The following is a 15,535-nucleotide window of genomic DNA, read 5'->3' on the forward strand; positions in this document are numbered from 1 at the left end:
CACCGTGATGGAGCCTGAGAAAAGCATGCTGACCGCGGAAGAAGCGCTTGTGCGCACACACGCGGCCATGGTGCGACGCATCGCCTGGCACCTCCTTGGGCGATTGCCGCAGCATGTGCAGCTCGATGATTTAATGCAGGCTGGCATGGAAGGCCTGATTGAGGCGGCACGGCATTACGACGCATCGCGAGGCGCATCTTTTGAAACCTATGCCGGTATTCGCATTCGCGGGCATATGCTGGATGAAGTGCGTCGCAATGATTGGGTGCCGCGCTCAGTACACCGCACCTCACGCGCCATTTCGGCAGCCGTTCGCGAAGTAGAAAACCGCCTCGGACGCGATGCACGTGATCATGAAGTGGCTGAAGCCTTAGGCGTCAGCATGGAAGAATATTTTGAAATGCTCACCGACAGCAGTGGCAGCAATCCCTGCGGTTTTGAGGATTTAGGTGTAAGTGAAGATGTAATACGGGACGAAGGCAACGGTGTTTTCGAACCGCAGGTGCGTGCCCTTCGTGACGATTTAATGGCCATGGTCACTGACGTTATACACCACCTGCCAACCCGTGAGCGCCTTGTATTATCGCTTTACTATGAGCAGGATTTAAACCTGCGGGAAATCGGGGAAGTGCTTGATGTCAGTGAATCCCGCGTGTCACAAATCCTGACGCAGGCGACCCTGCGTCTCAGAGCCCGCCTGCCGGAAGATACGCCGGAGATTTAACGAACTTTAGGGCCAGACTGCGTCGCGTCAAGAGGTTCACGTTCTGCCTGAAGGGCATCTCGGAAGGCTGTTGTTTTTTGAGGCTGAGCGCCCAGACTTTTGAGATAAGTTTGCGCAGTCTCATAATGCGGGCTGTCTTCTTTATATGCAGACAATGCGGCAACAACAGTTACATGGTTGCCAAAAATTAATGTTCCATCGCCAACGGAAACAGCAAACTGATCAGCGGGAGTGCCATCGGCATTGCGTTTTTCAAAAAGAAAACACTCACCTAATTTTGCCATTTCTTCAAAAAACTGTTTTGCCTCGTCGTCTGAAGCGAAGTGCAGGGGGATGCCCGCAGGTGAATCGGGGAATTTCTTAGTATAAGCTGCAATAATCTTTTCCATTCCTGGAATCGGGCCGGACACCGTAAACAGGATTTCTTCCTCATTCTCCTTTTCGGCATTTTCTGCGGCTTCCCTTGCTTTTTCTTCTTCGGCAATTCGTGCGGCCTTGCGCTTTTCTTCGAGTGCGTCTTCGGCTTCACGCTGTTTGATCTGGGCTTTTTGTCGCGCCAGAAGGTTTCTTACCGACGATGTTGACTTGCTCATTTGTAAACCCCGTATAAACCCTGTTGATTTAATTCTACTCCCTTCCTCGCTAGAGTGCAATATGAACTGACTGTATAAAAATAAGTTAAAATCACTAGACAGATGCGCAATGGATAAGCCGCGCAATGGCGATGGACCAATTTTCGGGTTATACTTCGCGCCAAATTATTTTGTTCGGGAATCAGCATGCTGGAAGTCAACCAGATTGGCGCAAGCCTTGTGGATTTAGACGCGCGCATTCTCGCGCTTCGGGGGTATCTTTGACTTCGATGGCAAGCGGGAACGCCTTGAGGAAGTGGTAAGGGAGCTTGAAGTCCCCGGAATATGGGATGAGCCGGAACGCGCGCAGACCCTTGGACGCGAGCGGGCGCAGCTTGAAGCTGTCGTTGAAGAGCTGGAAGCATTAGGTAAAACCGTTGCCGACTGTCGCGAGCTTTTTGAGATGGCGCGCTCTGAAGAAGATGAAGGCATGTTCGCTGAAGTCGATGCTGACCTCCAGAAGGTGCGTGTCAAAGTTGAGCGTCTGGAATTTCGCCGCATGTTCAGCGGTGAAATGGACAGTGCGTCTGCATGGCTTGATATTCAGGCCGGCTCCGGCGGCACTGAAGCACAGGACTGGGCGGAAATGCTGTTGCGGATGTACCTGCGCTGGGGCGAGCAGCATGGTTTTCAAACGGAGCTTGTGGAGTGCTCGGCCGGCGAGGTTGCGGGCATTAAAAGTGCCACGGTTCATTTTGTCGGCGAATATGCCTATGGCTGGCTGCGCACTGAAACCGGGGTGCACCGACTCGTACGTAAATCGCCTTTCGACTCCGGTAACCGGCGCCACACGTCTTTTTCAGCGGTTTTTGTGTCGCCAGAAGTCGATGATAACATCGAAATTGATATCAACCCCGCGGACTTGCGTGTGGATACCTATCGTGCATCGGGTGCCGGTGGGCAGCACGTTAACCGCACGGATTCAGCCGTTCGCATCACGCACATGCCAAGCGGCATTGTCGTACAGTGCCAGACCGACCGCAGTCAGCATAAAAACCGCGATCAGGCGATGAAACAGCTGCGTGCCAGGCTGTATGAGCTTGAAATGCAGAAGAAAAACGCACAGCAGCAGGCGCTTGAAGCCAGTAAGTCCGATATTGGCTGGGGGGCGCAGATTCGCTCGTACGTGCTCGACCAGTCACGCATCAAGGATTTGCGCACGGGTGTGGAAACCAGTAATACCCAGGCGGTTCTTGATGGGGCGCTCGATCAGTTTATAGAAGCCAGTTTGAAAGCAGGAGTAGAGGCACAATGAGTGATTTGCCGCTAGACGAGAGTGAAGTATATAAAATCCGCCGGCAAAAGCTTGCCGAGCTGCGTGAGAGTGGTTTTCAATTTCCGAATGCGTTTCGATTGCAGCATCATGCGCACGAGCTGCAGGCGGAATTTGGCGGTCTCGGCAAAGAAGCGCTTGAAGCCCGAGGCGTTTCTGTCAGTATTGCCGGTCGCATGGTGCTGCGGCGCGTGATGGGTAAGGCGAGTTTTTTTCATCTTCAGGATGCTACAGGCCGCTTGCAGGTCTATCTGCGGGAAAACGAGTTTCCAGAGCTTTACGAGCAGTTTAAACACTGGGATTTGGGCGATATCATCGGCGTTCAGGGAACACTTTTTCTCACCAATACCGGTGAGTTGACGGTACATGCGCAAACAGTCGTCCTGCTGACAAAATCCCTGCGCCCGTTGCCGGATAAGTTTCACGGGCTTGCCGACCAGGAACTTCGCTACCGCAAGCGGTATGTTGATCTGATTGCGAACGCTGAAAGTCGCGAGACTTTTTTGCGCCGTACTGAACTGATTCGTGCGTTTCGGGGCTTTATGGAGCAGCATGGTTTTCTGGAAGTAGAAACACCCATGATGCACCCAATTCCAGGAGGCGCGCTGGCGCGTCCTTTTGTGACGCATCACCACGCGCTCGACATGCAGATGTTTTTGCGCATTGCGCCAGAACTCTACCTCAAACGGCTTATCGTTGGCGGTTTTGAGCGCGTGTATGAAATTAATCGCAATTTCCGTAACGAGGGCATTTCCACCCGCCATAATCCGGAATTTACCATGGTGGAATTTTACCAGGCGTATGCGGACTATGAAACGCTGATGGATTTCACGGAGTTGCTGCTGCGCCATCTTTGCGATACGGTATTAAAAACTCGTCAGGTGACCTACCAGGGAACCGTCCTTGATTTTGACAAACCCTTTGCGCGCATGAGCGTGAAGGCCGCCATTCTGCATTATCTGCCAGAGGTAAAAGCTGAAGCCCTTGAGTCGGTGGACACGTGTCGTGAATTACTGAATGCCCGTGAGCTTCCCTTTAAGGACGCAGATGGTCTTGGCAAACTCCAGATGATTCTCTTTGAAGAGTGTGTGGAGCATCTCCTCATTCAGCCAACGTTTGTCACCGAATATCCGACAGAAGTATCCCCGCTGGCGCGCCGGAATGATGCCAACCCGGATGTAACCGACCGTTTTGAGTTTTTTATTGCCGGTCGCGAAATTGCCAATGGTTTTTCTGAGCTGAACGACCCTGAAGACCAGGCCGAGCGTTTTCGCCGTCAGGTGGAAGAAAAAGACGCCGGCGATATGGAAGCCATGCATTTTGACAGCGACTATATCGAAGCGCTGGAGTATGGCATGCCGCCAACCGCCGGGGAAGGCATCGGTATCGACAGGCTGGTGATGCTGTTTACCGATTCGCCGTCCATCCGTGATGTGATTTTGTTCCCGCACCTGCGGCTTGCATAAAACCTGTCGCCAAAAATCCAGGAATATGGTATTTCTGGTGACAGGTGAGAATGAGCGCGTTGGCAGCCAGGGAGGCGCGTCATGGAACAGACGGCGGGGTGGTTTTCGTGGGCCGGTGATACGCGCCAGCAGCAGAGCGGTAACATCGTTTTTATTACGTTCTGGAGCCAGTTTGCGGTTTACGCGCTCAATACCATTCTCATTCTTTTTCTCACCCGCCCGCTGTTAAAACACGGGCTTGGGTACTCTCAGGCGAAGGCCTATGTCTTTTTCGGGGTAACTCAGGCAACGGGATACCTCATGCCGATTCTCGGCGGCTTTATGGCCGATCGGGTGCTCGGGCTGAGGCGTGCCATACTCGTGGGCAGTATTTTGCTGGCCATCGCATATCTCCTCATCATGCTGAGTGGCATGACCATCGGTCAAATGGGCGATACCCTGTTTATCGCGGCATACGCGCTTATTCCTGCTGCAAACGCCCTTTTGATGGGCACTGCCTCCGGCATGGTTTCCCGAATTTATTCAGACGACGCCGTGCGTGCCAAATCGGCAATGACCCTCTATTACATGGCCATCAACGTTGGTGCACTGCTTGCGACCATTATTGCACCGAGCCTTCTTGAAAGCCGCTATGGGCCCTTGTCGGTTCTGGCGTTGGCTTTTGTAGGAAAATCACTTTCGGCACTCAATTTTGCCGCGCGTTTCAGGCTGTATGACAATGTGATTGAAGGGCAGGATACCCGGCGCATTGGATTCAGGGGGTGGGGGCGACTTGCGGCATTTATCCTTGCAGTATACGCGTTTACCCTGATGGCGTATTCACACGTGCACCTTGCAAGCCGTTTGATAGGTATCGGTTGCGCGCTTGGCATGGTCTGGTTCCTGCTGCAGACCCTTAAACTGTCAGGTGCTGCACGCAGCCGCCAGCTGCTTGCCTGGCTTTTGATTCTTGAGGCAGTGGTATTTTTTATTATCTACAACCAGATGAACAGCACCCTGATTTTGTTTGCAGAGAGCAATTCCAACCTGAAATTATTTGGATTTTCGGTATCCGCGGCACACTATCAGTTGATTAATCCATTGTTGATAGTCTTCTTCGGAATGCAGTTGCCGCGGTTCTATCAGCGATTTCCCCGTTTTGACATCCCCTGGCAATTTGCCTCAGGAACGCTGCTTGCCGGCGGGGCGCTTCTGATTGTCAGTTTCGCGGGTCATCATGAGGGCATTGTCAGAGGCGAGTGGGTTGGGCTTTCCTGCGCGCTTTTGACACTGGCTGAATTGTGGGTAAGTGCCGTTGGCCTCAGCATGATAGGTCTCTACTGCGACTCCAAAAATCTCGCGTTTGCGATGGGTGTCTGGTACCTTGCCTGTTCGATGTCCAATGCCATTTCCGGGCATCTTGCGGGTACTGCTGCAGAAGCGGAACATGCCACCACAGCGCTGCAAAGCCTTGCCGTTTATCAGCAGTATTATTTTAAACTGGGAATAACCGCGATTGTGCTGGGTCTGTTGATGATGGCAGTTGCCAGTGTGGTGCGCCGCGCATTTGCCCGCCGGGGGCTTGTGCTGGCTTGAGGAATGCGGTGATAATGGCACATTTTTTGGCAATGTCATTACGTTTTTGGAGTATTACGCATGCCTGACTTCTCGCATCCACCGGTAATAAACGCAGCCGAAGATTCCGAGCTTGGTAAAAAATCACTCTATGAGTCTGCTTATAATCCCCATAAACTCTTTCCCATTCCAAGGGCCGGTAAACGCCAGGAAATCGGCATTCTTTCCGATAAGCTCCCATTTTATGGTTTTGATCGCTGGAATCATTATGAAGTATCCTGGCTGAACCCAAAAGGGAAACCGATGGTGGGGATTGCGGAGATTATTTATGATTGTCATACACCCTGCATTATTGAGTCAAAGTCCCTGAAGCTCTATTTCAACTCTTTTAACAACACCACGATTGCGGATGCAAAAACGCTTGAGGCCATTGTGCGGGAAGATTTGGAAGCACGCGTTCAAGGTCCGGTATCCGTGAAAATTCATGCGCTGAGCCGTTTTGCAGAAAGGGCGATGCTCGCGCATTTCGAAGGCGAATCCATCGATGCACTTGATGTAAGCTGTTCTGTCTATCAGGTCGAGCCCGCGTTTTTAGCAGCGGGTCTTAATACGGTGGAAGAGGTTTTGTGTTCCGATCTTCTGAAATCCAATTGTCTGGTGACGCACCAGCCGGATTGGGGCAGCGTACAGATTGCCTACAAAGGCCCCCAGATAGACCGTGAGGGACTGTTAAAATACCTGGTTTCGTTTCGGGAACACAATGAATTTCATGAGCAGTGTATTGAACGGATTTTCATCGATATCCTGAACCGATGCAAACCACAGGTTTTAACCGTAACCGGGTTTTACACGCGCCGGGGCGGGCTTGATATCAATCCCTGCCGCTCAACAGAGCCTGATTTTCAACCGGTAGATACTCTGCGGCTGGTGCGTCAATAACCACACTCATTTCCAGCCGCGGCTTTCGCAGATGGCATCATAGGCTTTGCTGATGGCCTGGGTTTTTTGCGTGGCCATTTTTATCATGGCCTCAGGCAGCCCCTGAGCGATGAGCTTATCAGGATGATTACGGCTCATGAGCCTGCGGTAAGCGCGTTTGACATCCTGACGGTTTGCAGAAGGGTTCACTTCGAGGAGCGAGTAGGCTTCAGCCAGGGAGGTGCGGGGAGGTGCATGGTACTGTCGTCCTGCCGACTCGCTGTTGGACTGGCGGTAGCTTGAGCGCTGGCCAAAGTCTTCGTAAAAACGGTACTGGCGGTGCAGCGGAGCGAAACCGAAGCGGGAAAAGACCGTATCAAGGGCCTTGAGCTTGTTCTCATCGAGCATGCCTGCCTGCGCGCAGCGGTATTGTATGTCGACAAAAAGCTGTATTAATCCGGGTTTGTGCCGGCACAACTGGGCGAGCGTGTCGAGCAGGGGGAGGGGATTGTAGCCCGCGGTTTTACCGATGCCGAAAAGCTTTCGCGCCTCAGCGCGCTGGGTGCGGTTCAATCCCATTTCAGTCATCAGGGTATTGGTCACACGAATTTCTTCTTCTGAAACACGGCCATCTGCTTTGGCAATGTAGCCAAGCGTTTTGAAGGTTGCCTCAAAAAAAACATTTTGCACGCCGCGGCGCCGTTCACTGTGAAAGGAGTAGTAGGGATGGGTGAAGTGAGAGGCCAGTCCACGGTCAAAGAAGTTACCAACGATAATGCCTAACAGGGCGCCGGCAGGGCCTGCCATGAGATAGCCAAAAAAAGCGCCCAGGAGCTTACCCCATAACGCGTTGCCTGCAAAGAAATCTTTGAAGTTCATGCGACTGTATTCCACTGGACAGGCGACTATTCTACCCTGCCCGCTGGAAACTTTCCATGTGCGTAAGGCTTCCAGTATACTGGCGCTTTTGGAATTTTTCATGCGCGCCATCTATTCATTCCTGATGCTGCTTGCAACACCCTGGCTTTATGCAAGGCTTTACTGGAAAGGGCGTAAAAACCCGCTGTATCGGGCGCGTATTGCTGAGCGTTTTGCGCGTGCACCACTGCCGGTTAAAGAGGTGGATGTATGGGTTCATGCTGTTTCTCTTGGCGAGGTTATCGCCGCCATTCCGCTCCTTGACGCACTGCTTGCCGAGGGAAGGACGCTCTTTGTGACAACCATGACACCAACGGGCGCCGAGCGTCTGAAGGGACGTTTTGGGGAGCGTATTCCCCACGCCTTTATTCCCTATGATTTACAGCACCCGATGCGGCGCTTTGTGCGGGCGTTGAATCCGCGCCTTGTGCTCGTGATGGAAACCGAGCTGTGGCCAAACCTGCTGATGGAAGTCAAACGTGCCGGCATTCCGATGGTGCTTGCAAATGCGCGCCTTTCCGAGCGTTCTTTCGCGAATTATCGAAAACTTCGTTTCTTCTTTAAGCCCCTTGTCGGTGTGTTTTCAAGCATTCTCGCGCAAAGCCCTGCAGATGCCAGGCGTTTTGAGGCGCTCGGGGCCTCAGCAGATGCGGTTGAAGCAAGTGGAAATATCAAGTTTGATTTGCAGACACCAAAGGCTTTAGACCCGGAGTTTTCGGCAATTAAGGCCCGTCTCGGAGGAGCGCGTCTCACCCTGATGGCCGCAAGTACGCACGCACCTGAAGAGGCAATGCTGCTTGATGCGTTTAAAACGCTGAGAGCTGAACTGCCAGAAGCCATGCTCTGGATTGCACCGCGACATCCCGAGCGCTTTGATTCAGTAGCCACACTTTGTCGAGAAGCCGGGTTTCAAACGGGGCGGCGCAGTCAGCCAGAGTCCCTTAATGCGTCCTGCGAAGTCGTTGTTCTGGATTCACTCGGTGAATTGCCTGGGTGGTACGGGCTTTCTGATTATGCGTTTGTGGGCGGCAGTTTTGCTCGCACAGGCGGGCATAATGTGCTGGAGCCGATTGCGCTTAAGGTGCCGGTGTTCAGCGGTCCGCATGTTCACAATTTTATGGCCATCTGTGAGACATTGCTGCGTGAGGAGGCACTTGAAATTGTTGCGGATGCTGTAAGCCTGATGCAGGCGGTGCTGAGGCTGCATAACAATCCTGGTACACGTAACGCTCGGGTGCAGAATGCGTCACGTGTACTCGAGGCTAATCGCGGGGCGGTCGCCAAACACCTTGCCGTTGTGAATGGGTTATTGGAAAACCGACAGCCTATCCCCCCTGATTCTGGCGCTCTTTAATTTCAGAGAGGGTTTTGCAGTCAATGCAGAGCGTTGCCGTGGGACGGGCTTCCAGACGGCGCAGACCGATTTCGATGCCGCAGGCTTCGCAGTAGCCGAAATCATCTTCGCGCAGGCGCTCAAGCGCATCTTCAATTTTCTTGATAAGCTTGCGCTCTCTGTCACGGGTGCGAAGCTCAATACTGAATTCTTCTTCCTGACTGGCGCGGTCTGAGGGATCGGGAAAATTAGCAGCCTCATCCTTCATGTGGGTGACAGTACGGTCGACCTCTTCCATCAGGGATTGACGCCATGCCAGCAGCAGATTTTCAATGTGCGCAAGCTGACGCTCGTTCATGTATTCTTCGCCTTCCTGCTCATGGTAAGGCGTGATACCCATGTTGCCCAAAGTGTCATTTTTCACGGTACGTACACTCTCAATGATTAACTTTGTGAACTCTGTCGCAGATCAGGAAAAGCTCTGCCTGTGACAACCCTCACGCTCTAAGTAACAAGTGTAACCTATTCATGAATAATTTGAAAATCAGAGATTTTCTGTCTGCCATCTTCCGACACTGACCCGATCACGTGCTTCAAGGTCGCAAAGCGTTTCAATGGCAGAAAAGCCTGCCTGTTGCAGAATGTCACGCACCAAAGCCCCCTGGTCGCAACCGTGCTCCAAAAGCAGCCAGCCACCAGGTGTAAGCCACAAAGGCGCGGTATTTGCAATGGCTTCGAAGGCCTCAAGCCCGGTGGTGCCGCTTACGAGTGCCTGCAAGGGTTCAAAGCGAACATCCCCCTCAGACAGATGCGGGTCATCGGCTGCGAGATAGGGAGGGTTGGAGACAATCGCATCAAAGCGCAGGCGCGGCAGGTCGGAAAACCAGTTGGAGTGATGAAAGTGTATCTCGGTAAGCCCAAGCGCGTGTGCGTTGATGCGGGCACAGGCTAATGCCGCTTCGCTGATGTCTGCGGCATGAAGGATGAAATCCCTGCGAACGCTCGCAAGGGCGAGCGCAATCGCGCCGGAGCCGGTACCGAGGTCGAGAACGCGGGCACTGGCAACTGCACAAAGCCGCTGAAGCGTTGTTTCAACCAGCAGTTCAGTTTCGGGGCGCGGAATAAGGGTTGCTGCATCCACGCGAAGGGGCAGGGACCAGAATTCACGTGTGCCGGTGAGGTAGGCAACCGGAAAACCGCGCGAGCGCGCCTCAACGAGATGCTGAAAAACGGCCAGTGTTTCCGGGCTCAGTAAGGCCTCGGAGTGGGCAAAAAGCCACGTTCGGGATTTCTGAAGAACGTGTGCGAGCAGGATTTCACTGTCTGCGCGCGCGCTTTCAGAGGTGGTGGCCAGACGGTTTCTGGCATCCTGCAGGCTTTTGGCAACGGAAGTCTCAGTCTTCGTCATGCTGTGAATGCTCTGCCAGCAGTTCGGCGTGGTATTCGCGCTGGAGTGCCTCAAGCACTGGTTTAAGGTCGCCTTCCATCACATCAGTGAGCTGGTAGAGGGTCAGGTTGATACGGTGATCGGTCAAACGCCCCTGCGGAAAATTGTACGTGCGAATGCGCTCGGAACGATCGCCGCTGCCGACCAGGGATTTTCGGGTCTGCGCGCGCTGTTCACGCTGCTTGCTCTGTTCGGCATCCAGAAGACGTGTTTTAAGCAGCGCCATCGCGCGTGCGCGGTTTTTATGCTGTGAGCGCTCATCCTGACATTCCACCACAACGCCGGTTGGCAGGTGGGTGATACGAATAGCCGAGTCCGTTTTATTAACGTGCTGACCACCGGCACCAGAGGCGCGATAGGTATCAATGCGAAGGTCTTCGGCATTGATGCTGATATCATCAATTTCTTCAACTTCAGGAAGAACGGCAACCGTGCAGGCTGATGTGTGAACACGCCCCTGTGATTCAGTTTGTGGAACGCGCTGCACGCGGTGTGCGCCGGATTCAAATTTGAGTGCGGAGTAGACATCATTGCCGCTGACCCGTGCGATGACTTCCTTAAATCCGCCATGCTCACCGTGATTCGCGCTTACCATTTCCACCTGCCAGCCACGTGTTTCCGCATGGCGGCTGTACATGCGGAATAGATCACCCGCAAAAATAGCTGCCTCATCACCACCCGTACCGGCACGGATTTCAAGGTACACGTTGCGCGAATCGTCAGGATTTTTAGGCACAAGGTGCCATTGCAGGGTCTCTTCAAGCGCCTCAACCTGTGCGCGGGCGTCAGAGAGTTCTTCCCGGGCCATGGCGGCAAGTTCAGCATCCGTACCGGCTTCAAGGCGCGTGAGTTCATCAACGGTTTCACAGGCCTTTTGCCATTTGCTGAAGCTCTGTGCTACCGGCTCAAGCTGAGCATACTCTTTTGAAAGCGCCCTGAAACTGTCCTGGTTGCTGATAACGGAAGGCTCCGAGAGCAGGCGACCCACTTCCTCAGACCGCTCAAGGAGTTGATAGAGCTTGTTTTCAAGAGATTTCTTCATGGGGCGCCAAATCTCGCAGAGGATTATAGAGATACTGAACCAGCGTCAGCAGTTCCTGGTGATCGTCCGATGCTCCCTGCCGCAGGCCCACCGATGGCGTGTGGGTCAGCTTGTTGACAAGGCGCTGGCTGAATTCTTCAAATACGGCAAGAGACGCTTCTCCACGGGCGAGTTTTCGACGGGCGCGCTCTACCTCAACGTCTGCCAGAGACTGCATTTTTTCGCGGTACGAACAGATAATTGATTTTGCCCGTCGGGCGCGGTGCCAGCGCGCAAAATGCTCAAGCTCACGGACAACCAGCTCTTCCGCGTGTGCAGCCGCAATCCTGCGTTCATCCATGCCTTTTTCGGTGAGTTGCTGCAGGTCATCGAGGTTATACAGATGTGCGCCTTCAACCTCTGCCACCTGCGGGCAGATATCTCGTGGCATGGCGAGATCAAGCAGCACCATGGGAGAGTGCTGCCGCGCCAGTATCGCCGCTTCCACCATGGGGCGGTCAATAAAAGGCAGGGGACAGGCCGTTGCCGAAATCACCACATCGGCCTCGGCGAGGTGACGGGGAATGTCGTTGACGGTCAGTGCGTTACCTTCGAGCTGTTCTGCAAGTTTCAGTGCGTGGTCGCGGGTGCGGCTTGCGACAAAAAAACGCTTCACACCCTGCTGGCGCAGGTATTTGGCGACAAGGGATGCGGTTTCTCCTGAACCAATCAGAAAAGCGCTCGCATTTTTAGGGTCTGGAAGCAGGCGGGTGGCAAGATGCACGGCCGCTGAGGCCACCGATACCGGATTTTTGCCGATACCGCTTTGCGCGCGCACGCGCTTGCACGCTCCAAACACATACTGAAACACTTCACGCAGCGTTTCGCCAATACCACTGGCGTGCTCAGCTTCTTCATAGGCCTGTTTAATTTGACCGAGAATCTGAGGCTCACCCAGCATCATGGAGTCAAGACCGCTCGCCACACGCAGGAGATGGCGAACGGCGGCTTCTCCAGTGTGCAGGTAAAAGCAGGCAGCGATGGCTCCGGGCGCAAGCCGCGCTTCCTGGATAATCCAGGGGAGCAGAGCATCAGCGTTTGCGGTCTCACAATAGATTTCCGTGCGGTTACAGGTAGACAGCACCAGGCCTTCCGCAATATCGGAACTGGAGAGAAGGTGTGCGAGCCATTCAGTGCGGGCAGGCCCTGAAAGGGCGAGCTGTTCACGCACGTTCACAGACGCAGTCTGGTGATTTAAGCCACAGGCAACGAAAACCATCGAGAAAATGCCGAGTCAGTCATGACGATATTGTACCGCAAAGTGACAAAAATTTACAGGCGCAATTCACGTAATGGCATTTTACTCAAGCTAATGCGCAATTTGTCGATAATAAGGGCAGCAGAACGTTTGTAATTACTGCCGGAGGAGACATTATGGACATCATTTTTCGGGGAACCCACACCAGCGAGGAAGCTGCTGAAAGCCTGCTCAGTGTGTTACGCCTGTTTGGCGAACGCTACCACATTGAACAGTTCCGGGAAATGCACCTTGTTGTTACGCTGATGGATACGCAGGGTGATGACGTGGAGCTTGTCGACAGTGAAACCAACCAGGCCTACCGAACCTTCGAAGTCTACCGCAACGGATATGAGCTTGGTGGCCGTCAGCAGCAGGGGAAACCGCGCCTGCAGCTTGTGATTAACAATACGCGAAAACCCGGTTAAGGGGGGCTCTCAGGCGCGGGCGCAGCACCAGACATCGACCCGTTTGACCCCTTGCTGCTTGAGTGCTGCGGCAACGGCGCTCGCGGTACTCCCGGTGGTGAGTACATCATCGATAAGTGCAATGTGCTGAAACGTCGTGGGGCGTGCCGCAAACGCATTTTGCAGATTAACCCGGCGTGACGCGGCGGACGTACCAGCCTGGGGACGGGTGTCACGCAAACGCATACACCCGTTATGCACCAGTGGCAGGCTAAGCATTTTAGCCAGTTTTTGCGCGATAAGGGTGGATTGGTTGTAGCCGCGTTCACGCAGGCGGTGACGGTGAAGGGGAACCGGCACGAGGCACTCCGGGAGAGTCATGGTATCAGGCAGGGCGTCTAGAATGCGTTCTGCGAGAAAGCCGCTCCAGAACAGCGCCTGACGGTACTTAAACGCATGTAGAATCGATTGCAGCGGCTCTAAATAGCGCCACGCACAGTAGACTGTGTCAAAGCAGGGTTTTTCGCGCAGACAGCGCCCGCAGCAGGGGAACAACGCGTCTGCAAGGGGGAGCGCGCAATGGCGACACTGAGGTCCAATCGGCTGCAGGGTTTTCATGCAGGCCGCACACAATCCCTTATGGCTCCGGGAATATTGATTACAAAAAACACAAAGAGCAGGTAATCGCAGCCAGTATGATATACTGGCGGGCTTAAATCGCACGACAATTCCATTGTATGAAGGTGGACACGGGGCGCATCATGACGGTGACTGACGAAATTTGCAAGGCATTTAACCGCGGGGCCCGCGGCTACGAAGCGGCGGCAGGCATTCAGCAGGAAATTGGCCGCCGCCTGATTGCGCGCCTTGATTACCTGAAAATGACGCCTGAGCGTATTCTCGATCTTGGGTGTGGGCCTGGACATTTCAGCGCGCTTTTACGCAAACGCTATCCTAAAGCCCGGATAGTGGGAGTTGATATCGCCGCCGACATGCTCGCGCAGTCACAAAAACGCCAGGGGCTCTGGCGCAACCGCTGGCAGCTTGTGAATGCCGACATGCTGCGGCTTCCCTTTGCACCGGACACCTTTGATCTGGTCTTTGCCAATCAGACGGTGCACTGGGCGCCCTCGTTGAAGGATGTCTTCGCTGAAATACACCGCGTCATGCGCCCCGCAGGCGCGCTGTACTTCTCGACATTAGGCCCTGATACCTTCCGCGAAATGCGCGAAGCCTTCGCGCGCGCTGATTCGCACGCCCACGCCAACACGTTTGCAGACATGCACGATGTCGGTGACGCACTTGCCGCGGTACTCTTTGAAGATACCGTCATGGACATGGAAAAAATCCGGGTTCGATACGCATCAGCAGATGCACTCTTGCAAAGCCTGAAGGCGCAGGGCGTGCGCAACATTCATCCGCAACGGAACAGGGGCCTCACGGGCAGCGGTGTTTTTCGGCGTTTTCGCGAGGCATATGCCGGACTTTCAGATACCGATGGTAAATGCCCGCTGACGTACGAAGTGGTCTACGGACACGCCTGGCGAGGCGCATCCCGCAAAGAGGGGCATGCCATTGAAACGGTGATTCCGCTCTCGAGTATCGGGCGGGTTTCGCGCCCGTGAATTGTCAATCGTCCTCGAAATCCGTTATAACGTAGTATCAATGTCTGCGCGCACTAGAGGAAGCGATGGAATTTGTCAGTCGTTATGTGTCACATACACCGGACAGTGCCGGTTTTGTAGCATACAGTGAGGCCGAGCATCACGTCTGGAGTCTTCTTTATCGGCGTCTCAAACCGCTCTTGCCGGGACGCGCCTGTGAATCGTTCATCAAGGGACTTTCAGCGCTTGGCTTGAGTGAAGACGTTATTCCACAGCTGCCAGACGTCTCGAAGCGTCTTCAGGATACCACAGGGTGGGCGGTTGAAGCCGTGCCGTCACTCATTTCTGCCCGTGCTTTTTTTACGCTGCTTGCCGCGAAAAAATTTCCGGCGGCAACGTTTATCCGCGTGGAAGAAGAACTCGATTATGTGCAGGAACCGGATATTTTTCACGAACTTTTTGGGCATTGCCCGATGCTGACTGACAAAGTTTATGCGGACTTTGTACACGCATATGCCGTCAGAGTGCTAAGCTTTCCCGAGGCGGACTGGCCGCTTTTGCAGCGCCTTTTCTGGTTTACTGTGGAGTTTGGGCTGATTAAAACCCAGGCGGGCCTGCGTGCCTTTGGGGGCGGGATTCTCTCTTCTGTAGGTGAAACAGTGTGGTGTGTGGAAAGCGATGTGCCGCTTCGAGTCTGTTTTGACCCGGTTTCTGCATTTCGCATGCCCTATCGCATTGATGAAATGCAGAAAGTCTATTTTGTGATTGACGATTACGAGCAGCTTTACCGTTTTGTCGAGTCCGACATCGCGGCGTATCTTGCGCGTGCGCGGGCACTCGGTGAGTTTCCGCCGTTTTTCCCGGTAACGCCTGAAAATCCGAATATCCATATACTGGCTTGTTAAGCCCGGATAGTCTTGTTAACATCGCCAGTGGTGTCA

The 15,535-nt window shown here is 53.8% G+C and carries 16 protein-coding genes; 9 read left to right on the forward strand and 7 right to left on the reverse strand.

Features of this window, described 5'->3' with window-relative positions; all coding sequences use genetic code 11:
• Positions 1-7 precede the first annotated feature (7 nt).
• Positions 8-724: an RNA polymerase sigma factor FliA gene (locus E4T54_RS09820; protein ID WP_028386597.1), complete on the forward strand. Its 717-nt coding sequence runs from the start codon at positions 8-10 to the stop codon at positions 722-724.
• Here E4T54_RS09820 and E4T54_RS09825 read toward each other — a convergent pair.
• Positions 721-1,317 carry a hypothetical protein gene (locus E4T54_RS09825; protein WP_028386596.1) on the reverse strand — a complete coding sequence of 199 codons (597 nt, stop codon included), beginning with the start codon at positions 1,315-1,317 and terminating at the stop codon, positions 721-723. The genes E4T54_RS09820 and E4T54_RS09825 overlap by 4 nt on opposite strands.
• Positions 1,318-1,503: 186 nt before the next feature.
• On the opposite strand from E4T54_RS09825, the gene prfB reads away from it, so the two are divergent.
• The 4 genes from prfB to queF all read left to right on the forward strand — a co-directional run bounded on the left by prfB (position 1,504) and on the right by queF (position 6,588).
• Positions 1,504-2,611 (forward strand): peptide chain release factor 2 gene (prfB, locus tag E4T54_RS09830; protein ID WP_115152838.1). Its coding sequence is split into 2 segments (ribosomal slippage): positions 1,504-1,578 and positions 1,580-2,611, totalling 1,107 coding nucleotides; the frame shifts between segments, so codons are not numbered across the junction.
• Positions 2,608-4,095 (forward strand): lysine--tRNA ligase, encoded by a 1,488-nt coding sequence (gene lysS / locus E4T54_RS09835; protein ID WP_028386594.1) that lies wholly within the window; start codon positions 2,608-2,610, stop codon positions 4,093-4,095. Before prfB ends, lysS begins: the two co-directional genes overlap by 4 nt.
• 81 nt (positions 4,096-4,176) lie before the next feature.
• On the forward strand, positions 4,177-5,670 hold the full coding sequence (locus E4T54_RS09840; RefSeq protein WP_035902452.1) for a peptide MFS transporter: 1,494 nt from the start codon (positions 4,177-4,179) through the stop codon (positions 5,668-5,670).
• 60 nt (positions 5,671-5,730) lie between these two features.
• On the forward strand, positions 5,731-6,588 hold the full coding sequence (queF, locus tag E4T54_RS09845; RefSeq protein ID WP_081776761.1) for an NADPH-dependent 7-cyano-7-deazaguanine reductase QueF: 858 nt from the start codon (positions 5,731-5,733) through the stop codon (positions 6,586-6,588).
• Between the two features lie 6 nt (positions 6,589-6,594).
• Here the strand turns inward: queF and djlA are convergent, their stop codons facing one another.
• Positions 6,595-7,446, reverse strand: coding sequence for a co-chaperone DjlA (gene djlA, locus E4T54_RS09850; RefSeq protein WP_028386592.1), 852 nt, complete (start codon positions 7,444-7,446; stop codon positions 6,595-6,597).
• 100 nt (positions 7,447-7,546) lie between these two features.
• Here djlA and waaA point away from each other — a divergent pair, with 100 nt between their 5' ends.
• Complete coding sequence (gene waaA, locus E4T54_RS09855) at positions 7,547-8,839, forward strand: lipid IV(A) 3-deoxy-D-manno-octulosonic acid transferase (RefSeq protein WP_028386591.1); 1,293 nt, start codon at positions 7,547-7,549, stop codon at positions 8,837-8,839.
• Here waaA and dksA read toward each other — a convergent pair.
• From dksA to hemA, 4 genes are all read right to left on the reverse strand, one after another.
• Entirely contained in the window at positions 8,811-9,218 is a 408-nt protein-coding gene (dksA, locus tag E4T54_RS09860; RefSeq protein WP_238582814.1) for an RNA polymerase-binding protein DksA, read from the reverse strand. The genes waaA and dksA overlap by 29 nt on opposite strands.
• Positions 9,219-9,362: 144 nt before the next feature.
• Positions 9,363-10,226 carry a peptide chain release factor N(5)-glutamine methyltransferase gene (gene prmC, locus E4T54_RS09865; protein WP_081776760.1) on the reverse strand — a complete coding sequence of 288 codons (864 nt, stop codon included), beginning with the start codon at positions 10,224-10,226 and terminating at the stop codon, positions 9,363-9,365.
• The gene (prfA, locus tag E4T54_RS09870) at positions 10,213-11,307 is read right to left on the reverse strand and encodes a peptide chain release factor 1 (RefSeq protein WP_028386588.1); all 1,095 of its coding nucleotides are present in this window, start codon (positions 11,305-11,307) and stop codon (positions 10,213-10,215) included. Before prfA ends, prmC begins: the two co-directional genes overlap by 14 nt.
• Entirely contained in the window at positions 11,291-12,565 is a 1,275-nt protein-coding gene (gene hemA / locus E4T54_RS09875; protein WP_028386587.1) for a glutamyl-tRNA reductase, read from the reverse strand. The genes prfA and hemA overlap by 17 nt, the downstream gene beginning before the upstream one ends.
• Before the next feature lie 155 nt (positions 12,566-12,720).
• Between hemA and E4T54_RS09880 the strand changes: the two genes are divergently transcribed.
• Positions 12,721-13,011: a hypothetical protein gene (locus E4T54_RS09880; protein WP_028386586.1), complete on the forward strand. Its 291-nt coding sequence runs from the start codon at positions 12,721-12,723 to the stop codon at positions 13,009-13,011.
• Between the two features lie 9 nt (positions 13,012-13,020).
• Here E4T54_RS09880 and E4T54_RS09885 read toward each other — a convergent pair whose 3' ends face one another.
• Positions 13,021-13,713, reverse strand: coding sequence for a ComFC family protein (locus E4T54_RS09885; RefSeq protein WP_338011253.1), 693 nt, complete (start codon positions 13,711-13,713; stop codon positions 13,021-13,023).
• 38 nt (positions 13,714-13,751) lie between these two features.
• Between E4T54_RS09885 and bioC the strand changes: the two genes are divergently transcribed.
• Together bioC and phhA are read left to right on the forward strand one after the other, a co-directional pair.
• Positions 13,752-14,615 carry a malonyl-ACP O-methyltransferase BioC gene (bioC, locus tag E4T54_RS09890; protein ID WP_028386584.1) on the forward strand — a complete coding sequence of 288 codons (864 nt, stop codon included), beginning with the start codon at positions 13,752-13,754 and terminating at the stop codon, positions 14,613-14,615.
• 65 nt (positions 14,616-14,680) lie between these two features.
• The gene (gene phhA, locus E4T54_RS09895) at positions 14,681-15,499 is read left to right on the forward strand and encodes a phenylalanine 4-monooxygenase (RefSeq protein WP_028386583.1); all 819 of its coding nucleotides are present in this window, start codon (positions 14,681-14,683) and stop codon (positions 15,497-15,499) included.
• Positions 15,500-15,535 lie beyond the last annotated feature (36 nt).

Source organism: Legionella geestiana, assembly GCF_004571195.1.
Taxonomy (GTDB): domain Bacteria; phylum Pseudomonadota; class Gammaproteobacteria; order Legionellales; family Legionellaceae; genus Legionella_B; species Legionella_B geestiana.

What these genes read in the sequence shown, in the direction of transcription:
- bioC (WP_028386584.1), top strand. Translation starts at nt 13,752, where the DNA reads ATGACGGTGACTGACGAAATTTGCAAGGCATTTAACCGCGGGGCCCGC.
- hemA (WP_028386587.1), bottom strand. Translation starts at nt 12,565, where the DNA reads ATGGTTTTCGTTGCCTGTGGCTTAAATCACCAGACTGCGTCTGTGAAC.
- E4T54_RS09825 (WP_028386596.1), bottom strand. Translation starts at nt 1,317, where the DNA reads ATGAGCAAGTCAACATCGTCGGTAAGAAACCTTCTGGCGCGACAAAAA.
- waaA (WP_028386591.1), top strand. Translation starts at nt 7,547, where the DNA reads ATGCGCGCCATCTATTCATTCCTGATGCTGCTTGCAACACCCTGGCTT.
- djlA (WP_028386592.1), bottom strand. Translation starts at nt 7,446, where the DNA reads ATGAACTTCAAAGATTTCTTTGCAGGCAACGCGTTATGGGGTAAGCTC.
- prfA (WP_028386588.1), bottom strand. Translation starts at nt 11,307, where the DNA reads ATGAAGAAATCTCTTGAAAACAAGCTCTATCAACTCCTTGAGCGGTCT.
- lysS (WP_028386594.1), top strand. Translation starts at nt 2,608, where the DNA reads ATGAGTGATTTGCCGCTAGACGAGAGTGAAGTATATAAAATCCGCCGG.
- E4T54_RS09880 (WP_028386586.1), top strand. Translation starts at nt 12,721, where the DNA reads ATGGACATCATTTTTCGGGGAACCCACACCAGCGAGGAAGCTGCTGAA.
- queF (WP_081776761.1), top strand. Translation starts at nt 5,731, where the DNA reads ATGCCTGACTTCTCGCATCCACCGGTAATAAACGCAGCCGAAGATTCC.
- dksA (WP_238582814.1), bottom strand. Translation starts at nt 9,218, where the DNA reads ATGGGTATCACGCCTTACCATGAGCAGGAAGGCGAAGAATACATGAAC.
- E4T54_RS09840 (WP_035902452.1), top strand. Translation starts at nt 4,177, where the DNA reads ATGGAACAGACGGCGGGGTGGTTTTCGTGGGCCGGTGATACGCGCCAG.
- E4T54_RS09820 (WP_028386597.1), top strand. Translation starts at nt 8, where the DNA reads ATGGAGCCTGAGAAAAGCATGCTGACCGCGGAAGAAGCGCTTGTGCGC.
- prmC (WP_081776760.1), bottom strand. Translation starts at nt 10,226, where the DNA reads ATGACGAAGACTGAGACTTCCGTTGCCAAAAGCCTGCAGGATGCCAGA.
- phhA (WP_028386583.1), top strand. Translation starts at nt 14,681, where the DNA reads ATGGAATTTGTCAGTCGTTATGTGTCACATACACCGGACAGTGCCGGT.